Origin of the sequence: Magnetospirillum moscoviense (genome assembly GCF_001650635.1) — a bacterium.
GTDB lineage: Bacteria > Pseudomonadota > Alphaproteobacteria > Rhodospirillales > Magnetospirillaceae > Magnetospirillum > Magnetospirillum moscoviense.
The window spans coordinates 12,799-36,445 of the sequence record NZ_LWQU01000125.1; the positions used below are offsets into that span (position 1 = coordinate 12,799).

Below are 23,647 nucleotides of genomic sequence, written 5' to 3' on the forward strand. Positions count from 1 at the left end.
GAAGCTTTCCCTTGCAGCCGGGGAACCCCTGCTTGTAGCCTGCCGCTTGTGTTTCACAAGGACTGCCGCCCCCATATCTTGGGGTGTGGCGCGGGGGGCTCCGATGAGCATGGCACTGGGTTTCGAGGACGATATCGGTCCCAATCCGCTCGATCTGGTCGAGCAGTTGGTGGCCGGCAACGACTGGGCCTTCGACCGGCGTTCCGACGAGGAACTGGCCGTCGAGGTTCCGGGACGCTGGTGCAATTACTCCCTTTATTTCGCCTGGCGGGCCGACATGGCGGCGCTGCACTTCACCTGCGCCTTCGACATGAAGGTGCCGGCGGCCAAGCGCTCGCAGGTGTGCGAGCTGCTGGTGGCGATGAACGAGAAGCTGTGGCTGGGCCATTTCGGCCTGTGGGAGGAAGAAGGCCTGCCGATGTTCCGCCACACCGCGCTGTGCGCCAGCCCGGCGGCCCTGGCGCCCGAGCAGATCGAGGATATCGTCGACCTGGCGGTGACCGAGTGCGAACGCTTCTATCCGGCCTTCCAGTTCGTCATCTGGGGCGGCAAGAGCCCGAAGGAAGCGATGGCCGCCTCGTTGCTGGAGACGGTGGGCGAGGCGTAGGCCTTCCCTTTTTTCGGCGGCCGTGGTCATCTGAAGCCCTGTTGCGACTGACGGGGATTTCCGACGTGACCAAGATTTTGCTGGTGGGTTGCGGCAAGATGGGATCGGCCATGCTGGCCGGCTGGCTGGAACAGGGCATCGCCGCCGCCGATGTGGTGGTGGTCGAGCCCAACCCGGCCCAGGTGCCGGCGGGCGTCGCCCTGGTCGGCGCCGCCCCTGAGATTCCCGCCGCCTTTTCCCCCGACATCGTGATCCTGGCGGTCAAGCCGCAGGTGATGGCCGATGTGGTTCCGGCCTATGCCCGCTTCGCTGGCCAGGCGACCTTCCTGTCGATTGCCGCCGGCAAGCCCATTTCCTTCTTCCAGACCCATCTGGGGCAAGGTGCGGCCATCGTGCGGGCCATGCCCAACACCCCGGCGGCGGTGCGGCGCGGCATCACCGTCTGCTGTGCCGGCCCCGGCGTGACCGATCAGGCCCGATCGTCCTGTCAGTCGCTGCTGCAGGCGGTCGGCCAAGTGGCGTGGATCGAGGATGAAGGCTTGATGGATGCGGTGACGGCGGTATCGGGCTCGGGGCCGGCCTATGTCTTCCTGCTGGCCGAGGTGATGGCCGAAGCCGGCGCCTGGGCCGGCCTGCCGGCTGAACTGGCCGCCCAGCTGGCGCGGGCCACCGTTGCCGGTGCCGGCGAATTGCTGCGTCAAAGCAATGACAGCGCCGCCCAGTTGCGGATCAACGTCACCAGCCCCGGCGGCACCACGGCCGCCGCCCTGGCGGTGCTGATGGACCAGGGCAAGGGCATGGGGCCGTTGATGACGGACGCGGTGGTTGCCGCGGCCCTGCGCGGCAAGGAACTGGCGGGGTAGAATGCCGGTCCTTCCCTTCGTCGAACGCCCCGAACTGCCGACCGGCCCGGCCCAGTTCAAGCTGGTGTCGGATTACCAGCCGGCCGGCGATCAGCCGGCGGCCATCGCCGAACTGGTGGCCGGGCTCGAGCGGGCCGAACGCGACCAGGTGCTGCTGGGGGTGACCGGTTCGGGCAAGACCTTCACCATGGCCCAGGTCATCGCGCGCACCGGCCGGCCGGCGCTGGTGCTGGCCCCCAACAAGACCCTGGCGGCCCAGCTTTATGGCGAGATGAAGGGGTTCTTCCCCGACAATGCCGTCGAGTATTTCGTGTCCTATTACGACTATTACCAGCCGGAAGCCTATATCCCCCGCACCGATACCTATATCGAGAAGGACAGCGCCATCAACGAGCAGATCGACCGCATGCGCCATGCGGCGACGCGGGCGTTGCTGGAACGGCGCGACGTGGTGATCGTCGCCTCGGTGTCGTGCATCTACGGTATCGGCTCGGTGGAATCCTATGCCCGCATGACCGTGCCGTTGAAGGTGGGCGACAGCATCGACCGCACCGAGCTTTTGAAGCAATTGGTGACCCTGCAATATACCAGGAACGATGCCGCCTTCGAGCGCGGCACCTTCCGGGTCCGGGGCGATTCGGTCGAGATCTTCCCGGTCCACTATGAAGACCGCGCCTGGCAGGTCAGCCTGTTCGGCGACGAGATCGAAAGCATCGCCGAGTTCGACCCCCTGACCGGCGAGAAGACCGTGCGGCTGACCGAGGTGGTGGTCTATCCGTCCAGCCACTACGTGACGCCGCGTCCGACCATCACCGCCGCCATGGCCGGCATCAAGGCCGAGTTGAAGGACACCGTGGCCCGCTTCGAGGCCGAGGGCAAATTGCTCGAGGCCCAGCGCATCCGCGAGCGCACCACCTTCGACCTGGAAATGCTGGAAACCACCGGCCATTGCAAGTCGATCGAGAACTATTCGCGCTATCTCACCGGCCGCAATCCCGGCGAGCCGCCGCCGACCCTGTTCGAGTATCTGCCCGACGACACTTTGCTGATCGTCGATGAAAGCCATGTCACCGTGCCGCAGATCGGCGGCATGTACCGGGGCGACTATGCCCGCAAGAGCACGCTGGCCGAATACGGCTTCCGCCTGCCGTCCTGCGTCGATAACCGCCCCTTGAAGTTCGAGGAATGGGAAATCATGCGCCCGGCCTCGGTGTTCGTGTCGGCGACGCCGGCCCCGTGGGAGCTGGAAAAGACCGGCGGCGTCTTCGTCGAGCAGGTCATCCGCCCGACCGGCCTGATCGACCCGGTCTGCATCGTCCGCCCGGTCGAGCACCAGGTCGACGATCTGCTGGCCGAGGTCCGGACTGTCGCCCGCAACGGCCAGCGGACCCTGGTCACCGTGCTGACCAAGCGCATGGCCGAGGATCTGACCGAGTATCTGCACGAACATGGCGTGCGCGTGCGCTATCTGCATTCCGACATCGACACCCTTGAACGCATCGAGATCATCCGCGACCTGCGGCTTGGCGTCTTCGACGTGCTGGTTGGCATCAACCTGTTGCGCGAAGGTCTCGACATCCCGGAATGCGCGCTGGTGGCCATCCTGGATGCCGACAAGGAAGGCTTCCTGCGCTCGAAGACCTCGCTGGTCCAGACCATCGGCCGGGCGGCGCGCAATATCGACGGCCGCGTCATCCTTTATGCCGACACCATCACCGCCTCGCTGGAATATGCCCTGGCCGAAACCCAGCGCCGCCGCGACAAGCAGACCGCCTACAACCTGGCCCACAACATCACCCCGGAAAGCGTCAAGAAGGGGATTTCCGACCTGCTGGATTCGGTGGCCGAGAAGGATTACGTCACCGTCGATACCGGCGATGCCGGCCTGGCCCATGCCATCGGCCACAATCTGGGGGCGGTCAAGGCCGACCTGGAAAAGCGGATGAAGGCCGCCGCCGCCGACCTGGAGTTCGAGGAAGCCGCCCGCCTGCGCGACGAACTGCGCCGGCTCGAGGCGGTCGAACTGGGGGTGCCGGTCGAGACCGGCAAACGGGCGCAACCCCAGCGTCAGCCCAAGGGACGCGGCCGTTCACGGCGCTGAAGGGGCGTTCAGATTCTAGTGGATTTGTGCGCAAGAACCTGCCATCATAATAGATGATCCATCCCGGACCGCATTGCGGCCGGGCTTTTTTTTGCCCTTTTGGATGCTCGGGGAGCAAGATCATGGCCGACGATCTCGACGAAAACCAGACCAACGCGCAGACCGACAATCCGAATTCGGGCTCGCAAGGCGTTGCGCAGCAGGCTTTGGATGACCTGACGGTCCTGTCGGACGTCGGTACCCAGAACATGGGCGAGACGCGGCTGAACGTCGCGCGCGCGGTCGATGTCAATGATGCGGCGCTGGGTTCACTGGCGACCATCCACCAGGGCTCGAACGAGGGCGAGCAGATCCAGCAGGGTCTGGACCTCCAGGTCGGCGAGATCGTGCTTGATGACATTTCGGTCGATCAGGGCAAGACGACGGTGATCGAGACCCCGCCGGTCGCCGAACTCGACGGCGCCGCGGCCGAGGCGGCCCAGGACGTGGCGGTCGACACCCGGCTGAACGTCCGGATCCAGGATGATCTGACCGAGCAGAACGTCATTTTCGGCGACCCGATCGTCGTCGAGCAGACCGCGGAAGAAGCCGCGGCGGCGGCGGCGGCGGCCGAGACTGCCGCTGTCGATGTGACCGAGATCGTGCCGGAGACCGCGCTGGAGGAAGTGTTCGTTGATGCCCCGCCGGCCATCGGTGGAATCTATTTCGACGATCCGGCCACCAGCGACCCGACCCTGGTGCCGCTGGGCTCGCCGCAGGCCATCAATGAGGATGGCGAGCTGAAGTTCGTCATCGACGCCGTCGACCCCGATGGCGGCGCGGTCAATATCAGCTTCAGCCAGCCGACGCACGGCTCGATCACCATCAACGACGACGGCAGCTATTCGTATACGCCGGACGAAAACTACTTCTCGTCCTATTCGAACAATGACGGAACGTTCGCTTCCGCCGACCAGGATTCGTTCACCGTTTTCGTTTCCGACGACGAAGGCAACACCATCAGCCAGACGGTGACCATCGACATCAAGAACGTCGATGACGAATCGGTCTTCACCATGACCGGCGGCACCGGCGACGAAGACACCACCATCACCGGCACCATCAGCGCGACCGACATCGACGGCGCCATCGTCAGCTACGAGCTGGTGGGCGACGCGGCGCACGGCAGCGTGACGGTCAATGCCGACGGTAGCTACAGCTTTGTCCCCGCCGCCGATTGGAACGGCACCGACAGCTTCACCGTGCGCGTCTATGACGACAAGGGCGGCTTCAGCGACCAGGAAGTCACCGTCGAAGTGGCGGCGGTGGAAGACAGCGCCACCTCGGACGGCATCATCATCGACGACCCGTCAACGGTCGTGGTCGAGACCACGCCGGTCGAATCGGTGACCATCGCCGAAGACAGCACCATCAATTTCACCATCGACGTCAACGAATCCGCCGATGGCGGCCCGATCGCGATCAGCTTCGCCGACAATCCGAACGGCAGCGTGATCATCAACGATGACGGCTCCTACACCTTCACGCCGGCCGGCGACTTCACCGGCGCGACCGAGCTGACCTACACCCTGACCGAGGCCGACGGCTCGAGCATCACCAACACCGTGACCATCAATGTCGGCGCGGTCGAGGACGAAGCGGTGGTGACCACCACCGGCGGCACGGGCAGCGAAGACACTGTCGTCACCGGTACGATTTCCGCCACCGACGTCGATGGCGGCGTGGTCAGCATCGAACTGGTGGGCGACGCCGCCCACGGCACCGTCGAGCTGAACTCCGACGGCACCTACAGCTTCACCCCGAACGCCGATTGGAACGGCACCGACAGCTTCACCGTTGTGGTGACCGACGCCAATGGCGGCACCACCGAACAGACCATCACCGTCAATGTCGGCGCGGTCGAAGACGAGGCGGTGGTCACCGTCACCGGCGGCTCGGGCGCCGAAGACAATGTCGTCACCGGCACCATCAGCGTCACCGACGCCGACGGCGGCGTTGCCAGCATCGAAGTGCTGGGCGATGGCCCGGCCCACGGCACCGTCGAACTGAACTCTGACGGCACCTATTCCTTCACCCCGAATGACGACTGGAACGGCACCGACAGCTTCACCGTTGTGGTGACCGACGCCAATGGCGGCACCACCGAACAGACCATCACCGTCAATGTCGAGGCGGTGGACGACGCGGCGGTGGTCACCGCCACCGGCGGCGAAGGCTCGGAAGACAACGTCGTCACCGGCAGCATCAGCGCCACCGACATCGATGGCGGTATCGCCTCGATCGAGCTGGTGGGCGACGCCGCCCACGGCACCGTCGAGTTGAACTCCGACGGCACTTATTCCTTCACCCCCGCCGCCGATTGGAACGGCACCGACAGCTTCACCGTTGTGGTGACTGACGCCAATGGCGGCACCACCGAGCAGACCATCACCGTCAATGTCGAGGCGGTCAACGACGCCGCCACCACCGACGGCATCGTGGTCGAGGGTTCGGACAGCCCGGTCGAGAGCGTCAGCATCAGCGAGGACAGCGGCCTGACCTTCGCGGTCGATGTCACCGACGCCGAGGGCGGCGCGGTGGATATCGCCTTCGCCGACAATCCGAACGGCAGCGTGACCGTCAATGACGACGGCACCTTCACCTTCACGCCGAGCGACGACTTCACCGGCCCGACCGAACTGACCTACACGGTCACCGATTCGGAAGGCGTGACCACCACCAACACCGTGACCATCAATGTCGGCGCGGTCGAGGACGAAGCGGTGATCACCGCCGAAGGCGGCGCCGGCGCTGAAGACACCGTCGTCACCGGCACGATTTCCGCCACCGACGTCGATGGCGGCGTGGCCAGCATCGAGCTGGTGGGCGACGCCGCCCACGGCACCGTCGAACTGAACTCCGACGGTACCTATTCCTTCACCCCGAATGACGACTGGAACGGCACCGACAGCTTCACGGTCATGGTGACCGACGCCAATGGCGGCACCACCGAACAGACCATCACCGTCAATGTCGGCGCGGTGGATGACGAGGCGACGATCGCCGCCAGCGACACCACCACCGCCGAAGACACCACCCTGACCGGTCAGCTGACCGGCGCCGACGCTGACGGCGCGGTGACCTTCGCCCTGGCCGACAATGGCGGCCCGGCGCACGGTTCGATCACCGTCAACGAGGATGGTTCCTACAGCTACACCCCGGCCGACAATTTCCACGGGGCCGACAGCTTCACGGTGGTCACCACCGACGCCGAGGGCAACACCACCACCCAGACCATCACCCTGGATGTCGGCGCGGTCGATGACGAGGCGACGATTGCCGCCAGCGACACCACCACCGCCGAAGACACCACCCTGACCGGTCAGCTGACCGGCGCCGACGCTGACGGCGCGGTGACCTTCGCCCTGGCCGACAATGGCGGCCCGGCGCACGGTTCGATCACCGTCAACGAGGATGGTTCCTACAGCTACACCCCGGCCGACAATTTCCACGGGGCCGACAGCTTCACCGTGGTCACCACCGACGCCGAGGGCAACACCAGCTCGCAGACCATCACCCTGGATGTCGCCTCGGTCAATGACGGCCCGACCACCAGCGAAGTCGATCTGGCCGATACCGCCGAGGATCGCTCGGTGACCTTCTCGGCAGCCGATCTGCTGGCCAATGCCGACGACATCGACGGCGACACCTTGTCGGTGTCCAACATCAGCGCCGACCACGGCACCATCACGGCCAACGACGACGGCACCTTCACCTTCACCCCCAACGCCGATTTCCATGGCGAGGTCAACCTGACCTACACCATTTCGGACGGTAATGGCGGCACGGTCGAAGGTACGGCCAGCCTGGACGTGGGCGCGGTCGATGACGCCGCCACCGTGTCCATCGACGGCGGATCGGGCGCGGAAAGCACCACCGACGCGGCCACCGTGGTCGAAGGTCAGATCAATGCGGCCGACGCCGATGGCGGCATCGTCTCGATGGCCCTGGTCGAGGGCGGCAGCCACCATGGCACGCTGGAGCTAGCCGAGGATGGCAGCTTCACCTTCACCGCCAACGATTCCAACTGGAACGGCACTGATACCTTCCAGGTGCAGCTGACCGACGCCGAGGGCAATACCACCACCCAGAACCTGACCATCACCGTCAGCCCGACCAATGACGGGCCGGTGACCAGCACGGTCGAACTGACCGACACCGCCGAGGACCGCTCGGTGACCTTCTCGAAGGCCGACCTGCTGAGCAACGCCAGCGACGTCGATGGCGACAGCTTGTCGGTGTCCAATGTCGCGGCCGAGCACGGCACCATCACCGACAATGGCGATGGCACCCTGACCTTCACCCCTGACGCCAATTACAACGGCTCGGTCAACCTGACCTACACCGTTTCGGACGGCAATGGCGGCACCACCGCCGGCACCGCCCAGTTGGACGTCAGCGCGGTCAATGACGGGCCGACCACGTCGGAAGTCGATCTGGGCAATGTGGCCGAGGATCATTCGATCACCATCTCGAAGGCCGAGTTGCTGGAGAACGCGTCGGACATCGACGGCGGTTCCTTGAGTGCTGCCAGCTTCAGCGCCAACCACGGCACCGTGGTCGATAACGGCGACGGCACCATCACCTTCACCCCCGACGCCAATTACAATGGCGAGGTTGACTTCACCTACACCGTCTCGGACGGCCAGGGCGGCACCACCACCGGCACCGCCACGCTGGACGTGACCGCGGTGAATGACGGCCCGACCAACAGCGGTCCGGTCGATCTGGGCGACAGTCTGGAAGACCAGTCCGTGACCATCTCGAAGGCCGACCTGCTGGCCAATGCCGACGACGTCGATGGCGACGCCTTGTCGGTGGCCAGCATCAGCGTCGATCACGGCACCATCGTCGATAACGGCGACGGCACCATCACTTTCACGCCTTCCGCCGATTATCATGGCGACGTCACCTTCAACTACACGGTGGCCGACGGCAACGGCGGCACGGTGTCCGGTTCCGCGACCATGGACCTGGCCGATGTCAGCGACAACCAGGGCCCGGTGGCCGGTGACGACAGCCAGATCGACATGGTGGCCCAGGGTCCGTCCCTGACGGTCGATATCGGCAATGCGACGATCACCGAGGGCGAGGCCGGCGTCTCGGCCTTCACCGGCATCGCCGACATGGCCGACCCGACCACGGCGACCGCCACCAATACCTATAGCGGCAGCCTGAGCTCGGCGTTCGGCGGCACCAACAATGCCGATGTCGTGACGGTAGCGGTCGATAACAACGCCAGCGTCAGCACCGGCAACGGCGACGATCAGGTGACCGTCGGCGGCGACGTCAATGCCAAGGTCGATCTGGGCAACGGCACCAATGCCCTGGATGTCGGCGACGACGTCAACCATACGGTTATGGGTGGGTCGGGCAACGACACCGTGCGGGTCGGTGGCGACCTGAATGGCAAGATCGACCTGAGCAACGGCGACAATCGCTTGCAGGTTGGCGGCGATGCCAATGCGTCGGTCAGCACCGGCTCGGGCGAAGACGACATCAAGATCGGCGGTGCCTTGAATGCCACGCTGAGTTCGGGTTCGGGCAATGACGACATCCAAATCGGCGGCGACATCAACGCCTCGGTCTCGACCGGGCAGGGCGATGACCGCATGATCGTGGGCGATGACGTCAATAGCGCGATGGACATGGGTTCGGGCGCCGACTTCCTGAAGGTCGCCGATGATGTTTGGGCCACCATCGATGGCGGCTCGGGCACCGACTCGATTGAGCTGTCCGGCGTGACCAAGGCCGAATGGGATGCCAACGCCAACGGCGTGCAGGGCTACGTCAAGAACTTCGAGAACATCAAGTTCTCGGACGGCCAGGTCATCGGCGACGCCTCGGCGTTCGGGACCGCGGGCGGCGAGGATATCTACGAATACCCGGTCACCATCACCGCGTCCGTCAACGACACCGATGGCTCGGAAAGCCTGTCGGTGGTGACGCTGGACAACGTGCCGGACGGCGCGACGGTGATGATGGGCGACGTCGAATTGACTGCCAACGCCGACGGCACCTATTCGGTCGAAGTGACCTCGGGCCAGTCGGTCGAGCTGACCTTCGTGTCCGACGGCCCGCTGGATCTGTCCGGCATGACCAGCTCGGTCACTGCGACCGAGGAAAATGGCGGCGACACCGCCACCACCACGGTCACCGGCGAGGGCGCCAGTGCCGGCGAAGCGACGGCGGATGAAAGCATCCATGTCGCCGAGGACGGCTCGATCAGCCTGAATACCGCCGACCTGCTGTCCAACGACAGCGACGCCGACGGCGGCACCTTGGCGATCACCGGTGTCGGCAATGCCAGCAACGGCTCGGTGACGCTGAACAACGACGGCACCATCACCTTCACCCCGGACGCCAATTACAATGGCACCGCCACCTTCACCTACACCGTCAGCGACGGCCAGGGTGGCACCGACACGGCGACGGTGACGCTGAACGTCGATAGCGACGGCATCAACGAGAACGTCACCTACACCATCGACGCCGGCATCGGCGACGTGGCGGGCGGCACCAACACCAGCTCGGACTATGACAGCTCGGGCAGCTCGACCAGCAGCACGGTCAACGGCACCGGCAGCGGCAACACGCTGTATGGCGGCGCCGGCAACGACAGCGTCAACGGTCTTGACGGCAACGACAAGCTGTATGGCGGGTCTGGCAATGACTCGGTTGACGGCGGCGAAGGCACCGACACCTTGTTCGGCGGTTCGGGCAACGACCATCTGTCCGACAGCGCTGGCGTCGGCGGCGGTTCCGGTTCGGGTTCGGGCGGCCACTCCGGCGGTCATTCCGGCGGTCACAGCCATGGCGGCAGCTCGGGCGGTTCCGGCGGCTCGGCCGGCGGCAGCAACGACACCATGTATGGCGGCGCGGGCAACGACACCATCGAAGGCGGCGGCGGCAACGACGTGCTGTACGGCGACAACGCGACCGAGGGCAGTGGCGGCTATGTCTATGCCGACATCGACATCTCGGGCGGCGCGTCGGACGGCTCGTCTGTCACCTACTCCATCGCCGGCCTCAACGAATCCGGGGTGCAATTGCTGCAAAACGGCGTTGCGCTGACCCCCAACGGCTCGGGCGAATACTCGCTGTCCTCGACTGCGGGTCTGCAGCTCAAGGTTCCGGATAGCGGCAGCCTGCACGACGTCGACTTCACCGTCAGCGTCAAGGACGCCGCCGGCAACGTCATGGCGTCCGACAGCGTCACCTTCGACATGGACGCCTATGCGGGCATGGGCTCGGGCGACGGCGCCGACGTCATCGACGGCGGCACCGGCAACGACACCGTCTATGGCGGCGGCGGCAACGACACCATCTCGGGTGGCGACGGCGCCGACGTGCTGAATGGCGGCTCGGGCGATGACGTGTTCACCTACAACGCCGACACCGTCAGCGACCGCCATGATGCCGACTACCAGGATCAGGGTGGCGCAGCCCAGGACGGCACCGACAAGATCGTCGATAGCAACGGCCTGAACGACACCAATGACAGCTTCATCGGTGGCGCCGGGACCGACACCCTGGTCATGAGCGACGGCAACGACGCCGTTCATATCAGCGATGTCAACTCGATCGAAGTGTTCGACGCCGGCGCCGGCAACGACGTGGTCGATCTCAACTACTCGAACGGCACCACCTACGGGTCGGTGACGGTCGATGCGGGTTCGGGCAACGACTATGTCTTCGCCAATGACGGCAACGACACCTTGATGGGCGGTTCGGGCAACGACTACCTGTCGGGCAATGCCGGCAACGACACCCTGATCGGTGGCACCGGCGACGACACCCTGATGGGCGGCGACGGCTCGGATACCTTCCTGTTCGACTTCGGCGACGGCCACGACACCGTCAACGGTGGCACCGGCTCGGGCTGGGCGGACACGCTGGACCTGTCCGACGCGGTCGGTCAGACCTTCGTGGTCACCGCCGATGACGGCCAGAGCTGGACCATCACCGTCGATGGCGAGAACCATGGCGAACTGAACATCGGCCAGGATGTCGATGGCGAGGTGCACCTGACCACCGCCAACGGTGAAACCGTTGTCGACTTCGACAATCTGGAACAGATCAAGTGGTAGTCTGAACAGAGGGAGTTCACCGGCGAGGGCCTGTTCACACCAAGTGTGGACAGGCCCTTGTCGGGTCAGAGCATGAACGAACCCGTCTTTCCCGAGGTCCCTCCGACTCTTGGCGTCTATGCCGTCGAGGAATTGGTGGTGACCAGCGCCTTTTCCCGGGTGTTTCGCGGGCGCGACCGGTTGCTCGGCCGCCCGGTGGCGATCAAGGTGTTCACCTTGAGCGAGGCCAAGGAGGAGCGCCTGCCCTATGACCGCGACGAATGGCGCCGCCGCTTCGTCGCCGAGGCCCGTCTGCTGGCGCAGATCGATCATCCCAACGTAATTCGGGTCGACGCGCTGGGCTATCTGGCCGACGGCACGCCCTACATGGTGATGCCGTGGTACGTCGCCAATCTTCGGCGCGAGATCGGCCGTGACGCCAACGATCCGGACCGCGCCGCGGCGCTGCCCGAGCCTGAACGCCCGCGAAGCCTGACGCCCGATCGGACGCGGTCGGTGATTCGCCAATTGTGCCTGGGTCTCGCCGCCCTGCACGCCCGCAACCTGGTTCATCGTGACGTCAAGCCGACCAATCTGTTGCTGACCGCGCGCGAGAATGGCGACGTGCGCCTATGCGACCTGGGCTTCGCCCGGCGCCCAGGGGGCGGGGCCGCGTCGCGCGCCGGGGTGTGGATCGGGACGCCCAATTACTGCGCGCCCGAGCAGCGCGAGGATGCCTCACGCGTGACCGATCGCGCCGACATCTACGCTGTCGGCGTTCTGGCCTATCGGCTGCTGACCGGGGCCTTGCCGGTCGGGGCCTTTGCGCCGGTCGGGCATGCTGGCTTCGATCAGATCATCCGCGGTGCGATGGCGCCGCGACCGGCCGACCGGCCGACGGCGGTGGAATTGGCCGCCCAGCTGCACCGTTTGCAGCCGTAGACAGCTATAATGAGTAGGGGGGGGAATGGTACACGATGTTAAGATTTCCGGCGTTAAAAGAGCCGGAGCAAAAGCATCCGCCAGTGGGGGTCGGGGAAACATGGAGCGTATTGGCAAATACGTGGTGCATAAGGCGGCCGTATCGACCGGTTATGCCAAGGTGTTCTTCTGCCACGACCCGGATTTGCAGATACCGGTGGCGGTGAAGCTTTTCAATCCGCGTGCCGCCGAGGAAGGCGCTATGAGCGCGCCGCAATTGCTGGCCCGCTTCCAGGCGGAGGCGCGCTCGCTGGCGGCGTTCGACCACCCGCACATCATCTCGGTCAAGGCGATGGAGGTTCTGGCCGACGGTCGGCCGTTCTTCGTCATGCCCTACATGCCGGCCGGCCTGACCTTCGAGATCGGCAAGGATTCCATGGTCGAGGGTGCGGCCGAACAAGACGTGCCGCGCCGGCTGGCGCTGGTCCGCGCCTTGGCGGTGCTGCGCCAGGCCTCGGCCGGCCTGATGGCGATCCACCGGCGCGGCATGGTGCACCGGTCGATCCAGCCGTCCAATCTGTTGCTGACCGCGCGCGAGAACGGTCAGATCCGCATCGCCGATTTCAGCACCATCAAGCTGCCGGAACGCAACGCGCCGATGCCCGACCACTGGATCGGCGGGACCGATTATTGCGCGCCGGAACAACGCGAGGCCGCCACCGCGGTCGGCCCCCAGGCCGACGTGTTCTCGCTGGGTGTGCTGACTTACCGCCTGCTGACCGGCGCCCTTCCGGTGTTGGCCGACGGCTCGGTGGAATTGCCGGCCAAGCATCCGCAGGTGCTGGTCGATCTGGTGGCCCATGCCACCGATCCCGACCAGGCCAGGCGCCCGGCCCATGCCGGTGTCTTCCTGCAGGAACTGGCCAAGGTTCCGACCGAGGCGGTCACCAAGCCGAAGGTGTCGGTGGTGCCGCTGCGCAAATCCATGGCCATCCCCAAGAAGGCGCCGACGGCAAGCTGATCTTGCGTCGGCGGGTGGGCTCGGCCATCCTTGGCCGATGAACCAGATTTCCCCTCGGATCCCCCGTAGCGCCCTGGTGACCGGCGCCGGGCGGCGCATCGGCCGAGCCATCGCCCTTGACCTGGCCCAGGCCGGCTTCGCCGTCGCCTTGCACTATTCCCGCTCGGCCGACGAGGTCGGCGCCCTGGCGGCCGAGATCGCTGCCCGGGGCGGGCGAGCGGTGCCGCTCAAGGCCGACCTGGCGATCGAGGCCGAGGTCGCCCCCCTGGTCGGCCGCGCCGTCGCGGCATTGGGACCGCTGGGGCTGTTGGTCAACAACGCCTCGACCTTCGAGCGCGACGAGGTCCACGACGCCACCCGGGCTAGCTGGGATCTGCATCTCGAGGTCAACCTGCGCGCGCCGTTCGTGCTGTCGCAAGCCTTCGCCGCCGCCCTGCCCGCCGAGGCCGAAGGGGTGATCGTCAACCTGCTTGACCAGCGGGTGTGGAACCTGACGCCGCATTTCGTCACCTACACCGTCAGCAAGGCCGGCTTGTGGACCCTGACCCAGACCCTGGCCCTGGCCCTGGCCCCACGCATCCGGGTCGCCGGGATCGGTCCGGGTCCGGCCTTGGCCTCGGTCCGCCAAAGCCCCGAGCAATTCGCCGCCCAATGTGCCAGCACGCCTTTGGGGAAAGGGACCAGCCCGGCCGAGATCGTGCACGCCTTGCGCTTCATCTTGTCGTCGCCCTCGTTCACCGGCCAGATGCTGGCCCTGGATGGCGGCCAGCATCTTCAGTGGGCGGCGGGGCCGTCCGGGCTGGATGAGTAAATGAATATGCTGGAATTTTGCCTTTAGACGGCGGGATGTGCGGAAGTTTTGCACAGACGGGGTGGGCGGGGGCCTGTAGCGGGTCGGTAGGGGGGTGTCCAGAGATATTCCAGTCAGTTTACCGAATTTTTACCCTTGACTTGACCTAACTAATTGAAAAATAACAATCCTGTCCGGATGCCCATAAAATGGGCAGTTTGGTGGCATTGAGAGGAGTCCTGGGGCCGGCCTGCCTCCACCCCGTTTTGCCAACAGACTTATCCACAGGAATCGTGGATAGAGTTTTCACACCAACGCACAGCACGGCGAATCGCAATGTTTCTGCGGTATTAAGCAGTTTCACCTATGAAACACCATGAGCGAACCGATCATCCCCCCCATTGAATCCCCCTTGCCCGACGGGCCGCTGGCCCAGGGCGTGGCGGTCATCGCCCGCAACCTCGAGACGATGCCGTCGTCGCCGGGGGTGTACCGCATGCTCAACGCCAAGGGCGAGCCGCTTTACGTCGGCAAGGCCAAGAACCTGAAGAAGCGGGTGGTGGCCTATACCCGGCCCGAGCGCCAGACCCTGCGCATCCAGCGCATGATCGCCGAAACCGTGGCGATGGAGGTGATCACCACCCATACCGAGGTGGAAGCGCTGCTGCTGGAAAGCAGCCTGATCAAGACGCTGGGGCCGCGCTACAACATCCTTTTGAAGGACGACAAATCCTTCCCCGAGATCCTGATCACCGCCGATCATGACTGGCCGCAGATCGTCAAGCATCGCGGCGCCCACAGTCGCAAGGGCGAGTATTTCGGCCCGTTCGCCTCGGCCGGCGCGGTCAATCAGACCTTGGCCGCCCTGCAGCGGGCCTTTCTGCTGCGGTCCTGTTCCGACCAGGTGTTCGCCACCCGTACCCGGCCGTGCCTGCTGTTCCAGATCAAGCGCTGCGCGGCACCTTGCGCCGATCGCATCGACAAGGACACCTATGACGGTTTGGTGGCCGAAGCCCGGGCCTTCCTGTCGGGGCAAAGCCAGGCCGTCCAGCAGGACCTGGTCGCGCGGATGGAAGCGGCCAGCGCCATGATGGAATACGAAGAGGCGGCGGTCTTTCGCGACCGCATCCGGGCGCTGACCCGCATCCAGGCCCACCAGGACATCCACGCCGCTGGCGTGGTCGAGGCCGACGTGGTGGCGATGTTCCAGGGCGGCGGCCTGACCTGCGTGCAGGTGTTCTTCTTCAGGAGCGGCTGCAATTACGGCAACCGCGCCTATTTTCCCCAGCATGCCCAAGACCAGGAGCCGGGCGAGGTGATGGCCGCCTTCCTGGGCCAGTTCTACGCCGACAAGCGGCCGCCGGCCGAGGTGCTGACCAATATCGAACCGGCCGAGCAGGCCATCGTCGCCAGCGCGTTGTCGGCCAAGGCCGGGCGCAAGGTGGTGGTGTCGTGGCCCCAGCGCGGCGACAAGCGCCGGCTGGTCGATCATGTCGCCGACAATGCCCGCGAAGCCCTGGGGCGGCGGCTGGCGGAATCCTCGGCCCAGGCCAAGCTGCTGGACGGCGTCGCCGAGTTGTTCGGCCTGGACGGGCCGCCCGCGCGCATCGAGGTCTACGACAACAGCCACATCCAGGGCACCAACGCGGTGGGCGCGATGATCGTGGCCGGTCCCGACGGCCTGATGAAGGCGGCCTATCGCACCTTCAACATCCGCTCGACCGAACTGACCCCCGGCGACGATTACGCCATGATGCGGGAAGTGCTGACCCGGCGGTTCCAGCGGGCCCGCAAGGAGGACCCGGACCGCGACAAGGGATTGTGGCCCGATCTGGTGCTGATCGACGGCGGCCAGGGCCAATTGACGGTGGCGGTCGAGGTGTTCGCCGAGCTTGGCCTGGACGACGTGGCCCTGGTGGCCATCGCCAAGGGCCCCGACCGCAATGCCGGGCGCGAGCAGTTCTTCATGGAAGGGCGGACGCCCTTCATGCTGCCGCCCCGCGACCCGGTGCTTTACTTCCTGCAGCGCCTGCGCGACGAAGCGCACCGTTTCGCCATCGGCACCCACCGGGCGCGCCGGGCCAAGGGCCTGCAGACCTCGCCCTTGGACGAGGTCGCGGGAATCGGCGCCAAGCGCAAGAAGGCGCTGCTGCACCATTTCGGCTCGGCCCGCGAGGTTGCCGCCGCCGGGCTGGCCGATCTTTCGGCGGTGCCCGGCATCTCGCAGGCGATCGCCAAAAAAATCTATGACCATTTTCATCCGCACGGCTAAGATGCCCGGCCCTTTCCTTCGCGGTATTCGATGCTGACCAGCCTGCCCAACCTGCTGACCTTGTCACGGATCGTCGTCATCCCGATGGTGGTGGCCGCCTTCTATGTCGAGGGCGACTGGGCCCGTTGGGTCGCCTGCGGCCTGTTCGTCGCCGCCGCCGTCACCGACTGGTTCGATGGCTGGCTGGCACGACAGTGGAACCAGGTCTCGGCCTTCGGTCGTTTTCTCGACCCCATCGCCGACAAGCTGCTGGTGGCCGCCGTCTTGTTCATGCTGGTGGCCTTCGACCGGGTCGGTCCGATCAGCCTGTTGCCGGCCCTGGTGATCTTGCTGCGCGAGATTCTGGTGTCGGGCCTGCGCGAATTCCTGGCCGAGGTGCGGGTCGGCATGCCGGTGACCCGCCTGGCCAAATGGAAGACCGGCTTCCAGATGGTGGCGCTGGCCTTGCTGCTGGTCGGCGATTCCGGGCCGGATGGGCTGGCGGTGCGTGAAATCGGCGAAGCGGCCCTGTGGGTCGCCGCCGTGCTGACCTTGGTCACCGGCTGGGACTACCTGCAATCCGGCCTGCGCCACCTGAAGGAACAATGATGCGCCTGTTCGGCTTTTCGGGGCATTCGGGTAGCGGCAAGACCACGCTGATGGTCAAGCTGATCCCGCTGCTGACCGCGCGCGGCATTTCGGTCTCGACCATCAAGCAGGCCAATGCCGGTTTCGACGCCGACAAGCCGGGCAAGGATTCGTACGAACACCGCGCCGCCGGCGCCGGCGAGGTGATGGTGGCGTCCGGCCGACGCTGGGCCCTGATGCACGAATATCGCGACCAGCCGGAATTCACCGAGGCCGAGCTGCTGGCGCGGATGAGCCCGGTCGATCTGATCCTGGTCGAAGGGTTCCGCCGCTGGCCGCATCCGCGCATCGAGGTGTGGCGCGAAGCCGTCGGCAAGCCGCCGCTTTATCCCGACGACCCGCTGGTGGTGGCGCTGGCCAGCCCCGATCATCCCGAAGGCCTGGATCGTCCGCGTCTGGACCTTGACGACGTGGCCGCCATTGCCGACTTCCTGTTGAAACAGGTTGGCCTGCCATGAAGATCCTGTATTTCGCCTGGCTGAAAGCCAAGACCGGAACGGCCGAGGAAGAGGTCTCGCCGCCGGCCGCCATCGCCACAATCGCCGATCTGGTGGAATGGCTGAAGGGCCGCTCGCCCGGCCATGCCGATGCCTTGTCCGACCTGCGCCTGATCCGCGTCGCGGTCAACCAGGACCATGTCGGGTTGGATCATCCGGTCGGGCCCAATGACGAGGTGGCCTTCTTCCCGCCGGTCACCGGGGGCGGGCGGTGATCCGCGTCCAGGCCGAGGATTTCGATCCCGGCGCCGAGCTGGCCGGCTTCGCCGCCGGTAACCACAAGGTCGGCGGCATCTGCATGTTTCTGGGGCTGGTCCGCGACTTCCTGGGGGCGGTGCCCGACGGGGCGCCCCCGGTCACGGCCATGACCCTGGAACATTATCCCGGCATGACCGAGAAGCAATTGGCCGCCATAGAGGCCCAGGCCCGCGCCCGCTGGCCGCTGGAAGAGGTGTTGATCATTCACCGTTTCGGTCGTCTGGAAGCCGGAGACCGCATCGTGCTGGTGGCGGCGGCCTCGGCCCACCGCGAGGCGGCCTTCGAGGCCTGCCACTTCCTGATCGACTGGCTGAAGACCAAGGCGCCGTTCTGGAAGCTGGAACATGCCGAAGGCGGCGATTTGTGGGTCGAGGCCAAGGAATCCGACGATCTGGCCGCCGAGCGCTGGGCAAAAAAGACCTAGATATCAGAGTCTTGTTGAATCCCGTCGGTTCGCGGGCGTAGCATGGGCGATCGGGCCTTTCGCTTGGGACGGGCGCCTTGCGCGAAATTGATACCTCTTCGGCGGCATTACGAGCAGCGAATGCATTCGCGCGCACGGCGGCGCTTGCCCCCGAGGCGTCGCCCATTCGTCCCGCCGACCCGGCCCGTCCCCGTTTCGAAGTGGGCGGGCGCGCCGCCCAGACCGATCCGCAGACCATCCGCCCGGCCTCAGGTCAACCGGCGGCCAATGACGACCTGCCCGCCGACCAGGGTGGCGTCACCGCCCGGCAGGGATCGCGCGAACAGGGCGGGCTGATCGGGGCGCTGACCGCCTTCGTCGCCAAGGTCCTGGGCCAAAGGGGCGAGAGCGAGGGCGCCTTGGCCTCGTCCCGGCTGGCCGGCCAGCGTGCCTATGATGTCGCCACCGGGCGGGCGAAGCCGAACACGGCGGCGATCGCCCCCGAAGTGATGACGCCGTCGCTGCCGACCCTGTCGTCGGGACGGGTCCTCGATCTCAGCGTCTAATCCCTAGGCTGTTTCTTAGAGTTATTCTTGCCTTCGGCCGAGGGCCGGGATTTGCTGCCTTGCGCCTACCTCTTTCGGATATCCACAGTGGTAATGCCAGGCCTAGGCGCTCATATGTCCTCATGTAATGAACGCGCTGCGGTCGGTTCGCCGCAGCATAGCGCTCGTGATAGCGCTCTGGTTGCGTGCTGTCCGATGAAATATACATGAACGATCGCGTGCCCTTTATTTATCCGCTTATGACAAAAGGGCCTGTGTTCATTCTGCGGACTAATTAAGTGGTTGCTGCGGCAACAGTTCCGGACTATGGACAAGGGCTGCGCAGTCACCCCGTATACAACGTTTAACGTTCGCGACGACCATTCAATCTCAGTAAAACCGAGTGCCAAGACGATGACATCAAATTCGAATCCTGCTCGGCCCGCCAATCGTGCCAACGATACAGATCGCCATGTCGGGGCGCGTATCCGCGAGCGCAGGATCATGTTGGGTTTGTCCCAGCAGCAAATGGCGGACTTGATCGGCGTCACCTACCAGCAGGCCCACAAGTACGAGCGGGGCATCAACCGCATCTCGGCGGGTCGTCTGCACGAGATCGCCTTGGTTCTGGGCGTTCCCGTCGGCTATTTCTTCGAGGGGCTGGAAAGCCAGCGCAGCCCGGAATTGTCGGCGCGCCAGCGCATGTGCCTGGAACTGGCCCGCAATTTCACCGCCATCCAGAACGAGAAGCATCAGGAAGCGCTGTCGCAGATGGCCCGCGCCCTGGCCGCCGAGGCCTAGTTTCGTCGTTCGTGTAAAAGTACACCGAGGCGAAGCCGAGGGACTTTTTCACGGGGACCAATTCCTTCCCAGGACCGCCTGGACCGTTTCCGGGTCCAGGCGGACATCCAGCCACGACGCGCCCCAATGCAGGTGCGGTCCGGTGGCCCGGCCCGAGGCGCCGACGGCGCCGATGGGCTGCCCTTTCCCGATCTTCTGGTCTTCCGTCACGTCCACCCGCGACAGGTGGGCGTAGACGCTTTGCAGCCCCAACCCGTGGTCGATCATCACAGTCTGGCCGGTGAAGAACATGTCGGGATGGACCAGCGACACCTGGCCCGCGGCGATGGCGCGCACCGGCGCGCCGATGCCGGCGGCGATGTCGGTGCCGGAATGGGGTGAGCGGGGCTCGCCGTTCAGAATGCGTTGGCTGCCGAACACGCCCGAGACGATGCCCTCGGCCGGGGGCACCGCGCCGGCCAGATAGTCGGGCTGCGGCCCGATGATGGCGCGCCGGTCGGCGATCAATTGGTTTTCCGCCTTGATTCGGGCCAGTTGTGCCGGATCGGGACTGACCTTGGCCGGCGGCAATCCGTCGATGCGCTGGACCGGCCAGTCGCGTCTGGCGATGGACAGGGTTTGCGTCCGCCCGTCCTCGGCCAGGATCGCCTGGGGGGCGGCGTCGCGGCCAAATCCCAACAAGAAGTGGCCGGCGGCATCGACCGGGACCGGACGGCCGTCAAGGGTGACCTTGGTGCCCGGACGGGTCACACCCACCACCAGGCCGCCTTGTTCCAGGCGGCCGCTCAGCTCGGCCGCCGCCGCCGGCAGGGAAACGGCCAGGGCCGCCGCCAAAATCACCGCTTTCATTCACGCTCGCCCGACAGGTGATGGAGCGACCATGTTAGCAGACCGATCAGGACAAGGGCGCCGGTTTGATGCAGCGCCGCCAGCCAAATCGCCACCCCCGACAGCAGCGTCGAAATCCCCAGGCCGGCCTGGACCCAGGCCCAGGCGGCGGCGGCGATCAGCGGGCGGCGGGCGGCGGGGCTTAGCCGCGCCAGATGGGCCCAGGCCGCCGCCAGGCTCAGGCAGGCCAACAAGGTGAGCGCCAGCACCCGGTGGACATATTGAACGGCGGCCGGGTTTTCGACAGCGTTGACCCAGGCGGGGGCCAGCACCAGCCCGTCGGCCGGAAACAGTCCGCCATCCATCAGCGGGAAGGTCGGATGAACCAACCCGGCCTTCAGGCCCGCCACCAGCGCACCCCACCCGACGACGATGACGGCCAGGATGGTCAGGGCGCCCACCAGGCGCCGGGCGGTGCGGCGGTCCGGTCCGCCCGCCGTCACCGGCAGACGGTCCAGAACGGTCCACACCAGGGCGGCGAACAGGGCCAGGGCCAGCAGCAGATGGGCGGCCAGCCGGGCCGGGCTGACCTCGGGCCGGTCGATCAGGCCGCTGGCCACCATGTACCAGCCCAAGGCCCCTTGCGCCGCCCCCAGCAGCAACAGCAGCGCCAGGCGGCGGGTCAATGGCGCCGGCAGCAGGCCTCGCCAGGCGAACCAGGCCAGCGGAACCGCGAAGGCCAGGCCGATCAGCCGGCCCCACAGGCGGTGGACATATTCCAGCCAGAAGATGCCCTGAAAGCCGGCCAGATCCATGGTGGCGTTGACCAAACGGAATTGCGGCGAGGCGCGATACAGGGCGAAGGCCTCTTCCCACTCGGCGGCCGACAGGGGCGGCAGCAGGTGGTGCGGGTTCCATTCCACCATCGACAGGCCCGAGCCGGTCAGCCGGGTCCACCCGCCCAGCGCCACCATCACCGCCACTATTGCCGCGCAGACCACCAGCCACGTCGTCACCGGATCGGCGGGGCGCGAACGAGCGGTCAAGGAGGCGGGGGCACAACGGGCGATATGCAAAGGACCCTCGTGGCGTGGGGATAAGCAGGGATATTGGAAGAGGGTGGCACCCTTGCAAGCCATTGGCCCGGACATCCGCACATGCTATGGTCCCGGCCCAAACCGCCAGACCGTGGGCAAACCTTTGAGCAAACAGAAGATTTCGCTGGATCATTCGACGGTTGCGCTGATGCGCCGCCTGCTGAAGGAAGGCATGCGCCCCTATCTGGGGATGGTGATCGCCGCCATCGCCTGCATGGCGGTGTCGGCCGGCTCGACCGCGATGTACGCCTGGTTGATGGACCCGATCATCAACAAGATCTTCGTCGCCCGCAAAGCCGAATATCTGTGGCCCCTGGCCATCACCATCATCACCACCTTCGCCGCCAAGGCCCTGGCCGATTATGGCGAGGCGGTGCTGCTGTCCCGGGTCGGCCTGCGGGTCATCTCGGACATGCAACACCGGCTGTTCTCGCGCCTGATGGCGCTGGACGTCGCCTTCTTCGGCATCAACCAGACCGGCAAGCTGATGAGCCGGATGACCAACGACGTGGTGGCGATGCGCTTTGCCGTGTCGAACGCCCTGACCGGCGCCGGCAAGGATGCGTCCAGCGTGTTGTTCCTGGTCGGGTTGATGTTCTACCAGGACTGGGTGCTGTCATCCCTGACCTTCTTCGTCTTCCCGCTGGCGATCCTGCCGATCTCGCGGTTGGGCAAGCGCATGCGCAAGGTCACCGCCAACACCCAGGAACAATACGGCCTGCTGTCGACCTATCTGAACCAGGCCATCCAGGGCATCCGCGTGGTCAAGGCCTATGGGATGGAGGAGTACGAGAAGCGCAAGGTCCACGATCTGGTCGAGACGCTGCACGAGCTGACCTATCGTGCCGCCCGCGTGCGCTCGGCCTCGTCGCCGATCATGGAGATGCTGGGCGGTATCGCCATTACCGTCGTGATCGTCTATGGCGGCACCCAGGTCATCGCCCTGGCCGACGCCGACCCCAACCGCGCCGGCGCCTTCTTCTCGTTCATCACCGCCTTGATGCTGGCCTATAAGCCGTTGAAGGCGCTGGCTTCCTTGAACACCAACCTGCAGGAAGGCCTGGCCGCCGCCGCGCGCTGCTTCGAGATCATCGACACCGAGCCGGCCATCAAGGACCGCCCGGATGCGACCGATCTGGTGGTGCGTGAGGGCAATGTCCGGCTGGAAGGCGTGTTCTTCACCTATGACGGTGCCAAGTCGGCGTTGGACGGCGTCGATCTTGAGGTGCCGGGCGGCAAGACGGTGGCCCTGGTCGGGCCGTCGGGCGCCGGCAAGACCACCATCTTGAACCTGTTGCCGCGCTTCCACGACGTCACCGACGGTCGCATCCTGGTCGATGGCCAGGACATCCGCATGGTCGGCATGGATTCGCTCAGGGCCAAGATCGCCCTGGTCAGCCAGGACATCGTGCTGTTCGACGATTCGATCCGCGCCAACATCGCCTATGGCCGCTTCGGCGCCACCGACGAGGAGATCGAGGCGGCGGCCAAGGCGGCGGCCGCCCACGATTTCATCCTGTCCCTGCCCGACGGCTACGACACCGTGGTCGGCGAGCGCGGGCTGAATCTGTCGGGCGGCCAGCGCCAGCGTCTGGCCATCGCGCGCGCCATGCTGAAGAACGCGCCGATCCTGCTGCTGGACGAGGCGACCAGCGCGCTCGACACCGAATCCGAACGCCAGGTCCAGGTGGCGCTGGAGCATCTGATGAAGGGGCGCACCACCATCGTCATCGCCCACCGGCTGTCGACGGTGGTCAATGCCGACATCATCCATGTGATGGATCGCGGCCGGGTGGTGGAAAGCGGCGACCACAACGCGCTGCTGGCCCAGGGCGGCCTGTATGCCCGGCTCTATGCCCTGCAGTTCGCCGAGGAAAATAGCGGCGGGACGCCCTAGGGAGCGACGGC

17 protein-coding genes are annotated in these 23,647 nt (G+C 65.8%); 15 read left to right on the forward strand and 2 right to left on the reverse strand.

What is annotated here, in order from left to right; translation table 11 throughout:
• Positions 1-103: 103 nt before the first annotated feature.
• The 14 genes from A6A05_RS07070 (at position 104) to A6A05_RS07135 (ending at position 19,814) form a co-directional block, all read left to right on the forward strand.
• Complete coding sequence (locus A6A05_RS07070) at positions 104-607, forward strand: type III secretion system chaperone family protein (RefSeq protein WP_068498843.1); 504 nt, start codon at positions 104-106, stop codon at positions 605-607.
• A 65-nt stretch (positions 608-672) separates the two neighbouring features.
• The gene (gene proC, locus A6A05_RS07075; RefSeq protein WP_068498845.1) at positions 673-1,470 is read left to right on the forward strand and encodes a pyrroline-5-carboxylate reductase; all 798 of its coding nucleotides are present in this window, start codon (positions 673-675) and stop codon (positions 1,468-1,470) included.
• Between the two features lies 1 nt (position 1,471).
• Positions 1,472-3,571: an excinuclease ABC subunit UvrB gene (gene uvrB, locus A6A05_RS07080; protein WP_068498847.1), complete on the forward strand. Its 2,100-nt coding sequence runs from the start codon at positions 1,472-1,474 to the stop codon at positions 3,569-3,571.
• A gap of 122 nt (positions 3,572-3,693) precedes the next feature.
• Positions 3,694-11,700 carry a beta strand repeat-containing protein gene (locus tag A6A05_RS20725; protein ID WP_068498849.1) on the forward strand — a complete coding sequence of 2,669 codons (8,007 nt, stop codon included), beginning with the start codon at positions 3,694-3,696 and terminating at the stop codon, positions 11,698-11,700.
• Between the two features lie 72 nt (positions 11,701-11,772).
• Complete coding sequence (locus A6A05_RS07090) at positions 11,773-12,621, forward strand: serine/threonine-protein kinase (protein ID WP_068498851.1); 849 nt, start codon at positions 11,773-11,775, stop codon at positions 12,619-12,621.
• Between the two features lie 100 nt (positions 12,622-12,721).
• Entirely contained in the window at positions 12,722-13,621 is a 900-nt protein-coding gene (locus A6A05_RS07095; RefSeq protein ID WP_068498853.1) for a serine/threonine-protein kinase, read from the forward strand.
• A gap of 37 nt (positions 13,622-13,658) precedes the next feature.
• Positions 13,659-14,432 (forward strand): SDR family oxidoreductase, encoded by a 774-nt coding sequence (locus tag A6A05_RS07100; protein WP_068498855.1) that lies wholly within the window; start codon positions 13,659-13,661, stop codon positions 14,430-14,432.
• A gap of 355 nt (positions 14,433-14,787) precedes the next feature.
• Entirely contained in the window at positions 14,788-16,683 is a 1,896-nt protein-coding gene (gene uvrC, locus A6A05_RS07105) for an excinuclease ABC subunit UvrC (protein ID WP_068498858.1), read from the forward strand.
• Positions 16,684-16,713: 30 nt separating this feature from the next.
• Entirely contained in the window at positions 16,714-17,271 is a 558-nt protein-coding gene (pgsA, locus tag A6A05_RS07110; RefSeq protein WP_068498859.1) for a CDP-diacylglycerol--glycerol-3-phosphate 3-phosphatidyltransferase, read from the forward strand.
• Positions 17,268-17,768 (forward strand): molybdopterin-guanine dinucleotide biosynthesis protein B, encoded by a 501-nt coding sequence (mobB, locus tag A6A05_RS07115; RefSeq protein ID WP_342670018.1) that lies wholly within the window; start codon positions 17,268-17,270, stop codon positions 17,766-17,768. Before pgsA ends, mobB begins: the two co-directional genes overlap by 4 nt.
• A complete protein-coding gene (moaD, locus tag A6A05_RS07120; RefSeq protein ID WP_068498863.1) occupies positions 17,765-18,022 on the forward strand; it encodes a molybdopterin converting factor subunit 1 in 258 nt (85 codons plus the stop codon). Before mobB ends, moaD begins: the two co-directional genes overlap by 4 nt.
• On the forward strand, positions 18,019-18,489 hold the full coding sequence (locus tag A6A05_RS07125; protein WP_068498865.1) for a molybdenum cofactor biosynthesis protein MoaE: 471 nt from the start codon (positions 18,019-18,021) through the stop codon (positions 18,487-18,489). The genes moaD and A6A05_RS07125 overlap by 4 nt, the downstream gene beginning before the upstream one ends.
• A gap of 77 nt (positions 18,490-18,566) precedes the next feature.
• A complete protein-coding gene (locus A6A05_RS07130; RefSeq protein WP_156520944.1) occupies positions 18,567-19,034 on the forward strand; it encodes a hypothetical protein in 468 nt (155 codons plus the stop codon).
• A gap of 393 nt (positions 19,035-19,427) precedes the next feature.
• Positions 19,428-19,814, forward strand: a complete 387-nt coding sequence (locus A6A05_RS07135; RefSeq protein WP_068498869.1) for a helix-turn-helix domain-containing protein — start codon at positions 19,428-19,430, stop codon at positions 19,812-19,814.
• Between the two features lie 48 nt (positions 19,815-19,862).
• Here A6A05_RS07135 and A6A05_RS07140 read toward each other — a convergent pair whose 3' ends face one another.
• Together A6A05_RS07140 and A6A05_RS07145 are read right to left on the reverse strand one after the other, a co-directional pair.
• Positions 19,863-20,663, reverse strand: coding sequence for a M23 family metallopeptidase (locus A6A05_RS07140; protein ID WP_068498871.1), 801 nt, complete (start codon positions 20,661-20,663; stop codon positions 19,863-19,865).
• Positions 20,660-21,688 (reverse strand): COX15/CtaA family protein, encoded by a 1,029-nt coding sequence (locus A6A05_RS07145; protein ID WP_245644217.1) that lies wholly within the window; start codon positions 21,686-21,688, stop codon positions 20,660-20,662. The genes A6A05_RS07140 and A6A05_RS07145 overlap by 4 nt, the downstream gene beginning before the upstream one ends.
• Before the next feature lie 199 nt (positions 21,689-21,887).
• On the opposite strand from A6A05_RS07145, the gene A6A05_RS07150 reads away from it, so the two are divergent.
• Complete coding sequence (locus A6A05_RS07150) at positions 21,888-23,636, forward strand: ABC transporter ATP-binding protein (RefSeq protein WP_172822214.1); 1,749 nt, start codon at positions 21,888-21,890, stop codon at positions 23,634-23,636.
• Positions 23,637-23,647: the final 11 nt, after the last annotated feature.

Bases quoted from the DNA above. Each gene is read 5' to 3' on its own strand.
- A6A05_RS07070 (WP_068498843.1), top strand. From the start codon at position 104: ATGAGCATGGCACTGGGTTTCGAGGACGATATCGGTCCCAATCCGCTC.
- uvrB (WP_068498847.1), top strand. From the start codon at position 1,472: ATGCCGGTCCTTCCCTTCGTCGAACGCCCCGAACTGCCGACCGGCCCG.
- A6A05_RS20725 (WP_068498849.1), top strand. From the start codon at position 3,694: ATGGCCGACGATCTCGACGAAAACCAGACCAACGCGCAGACCGACAAT.
- A6A05_RS07090 (WP_068498851.1), top strand. From the start codon at position 11,773: ATGAACGAACCCGTCTTTCCCGAGGTCCCTCCGACTCTTGGCGTCTAT.
- A6A05_RS07095 (WP_068498853.1), top strand. From the start codon at position 12,722: ATGGAGCGTATTGGCAAATACGTGGTGCATAAGGCGGCCGTATCGACC.
- A6A05_RS07100 (WP_068498855.1), top strand. From the start codon at position 13,659: ATGAACCAGATTTCCCCTCGGATCCCCCGTAGCGCCCTGGTGACCGGC.
- uvrC (WP_068498858.1), top strand. From the start codon at position 14,788: ATGAGCGAACCGATCATCCCCCCCATTGAATCCCCCTTGCCCGACGGG.
- pgsA (WP_068498859.1), top strand. From the start codon at position 16,714: ATGCTGACCAGCCTGCCCAACCTGCTGACCTTGTCACGGATCGTCGTC.
- mobB (WP_342670018.1), top strand. From the start codon at position 17,268: ATGATGCGCCTGTTCGGCTTTTCGGGGCATTCGGGTAGCGGCAAGACC.
- moaD (WP_068498863.1), top strand. From the start codon at position 17,765: ATGAAGATCCTGTATTTCGCCTGGCTGAAAGCCAAGACCGGAACGGCC.
- A6A05_RS07135 (WP_068498869.1), top strand. From the start codon at position 19,428: ATGACATCAAATTCGAATCCTGCTCGGCCCGCCAATCGTGCCAACGAT.
- A6A05_RS07140 (WP_068498871.1), bottom strand. From the start codon at position 20,663: ATGAAAGCGGTGATTTTGGCGGCGGCCCTGGCCGTTTCCCTGCCGGCG.
- A6A05_RS07150 (WP_172822214.1), top strand. From the start codon at position 21,888: ATGCGCCGCCTGCTGAAGGAAGGCATGCGCCCCTATCTGGGGATGGTG.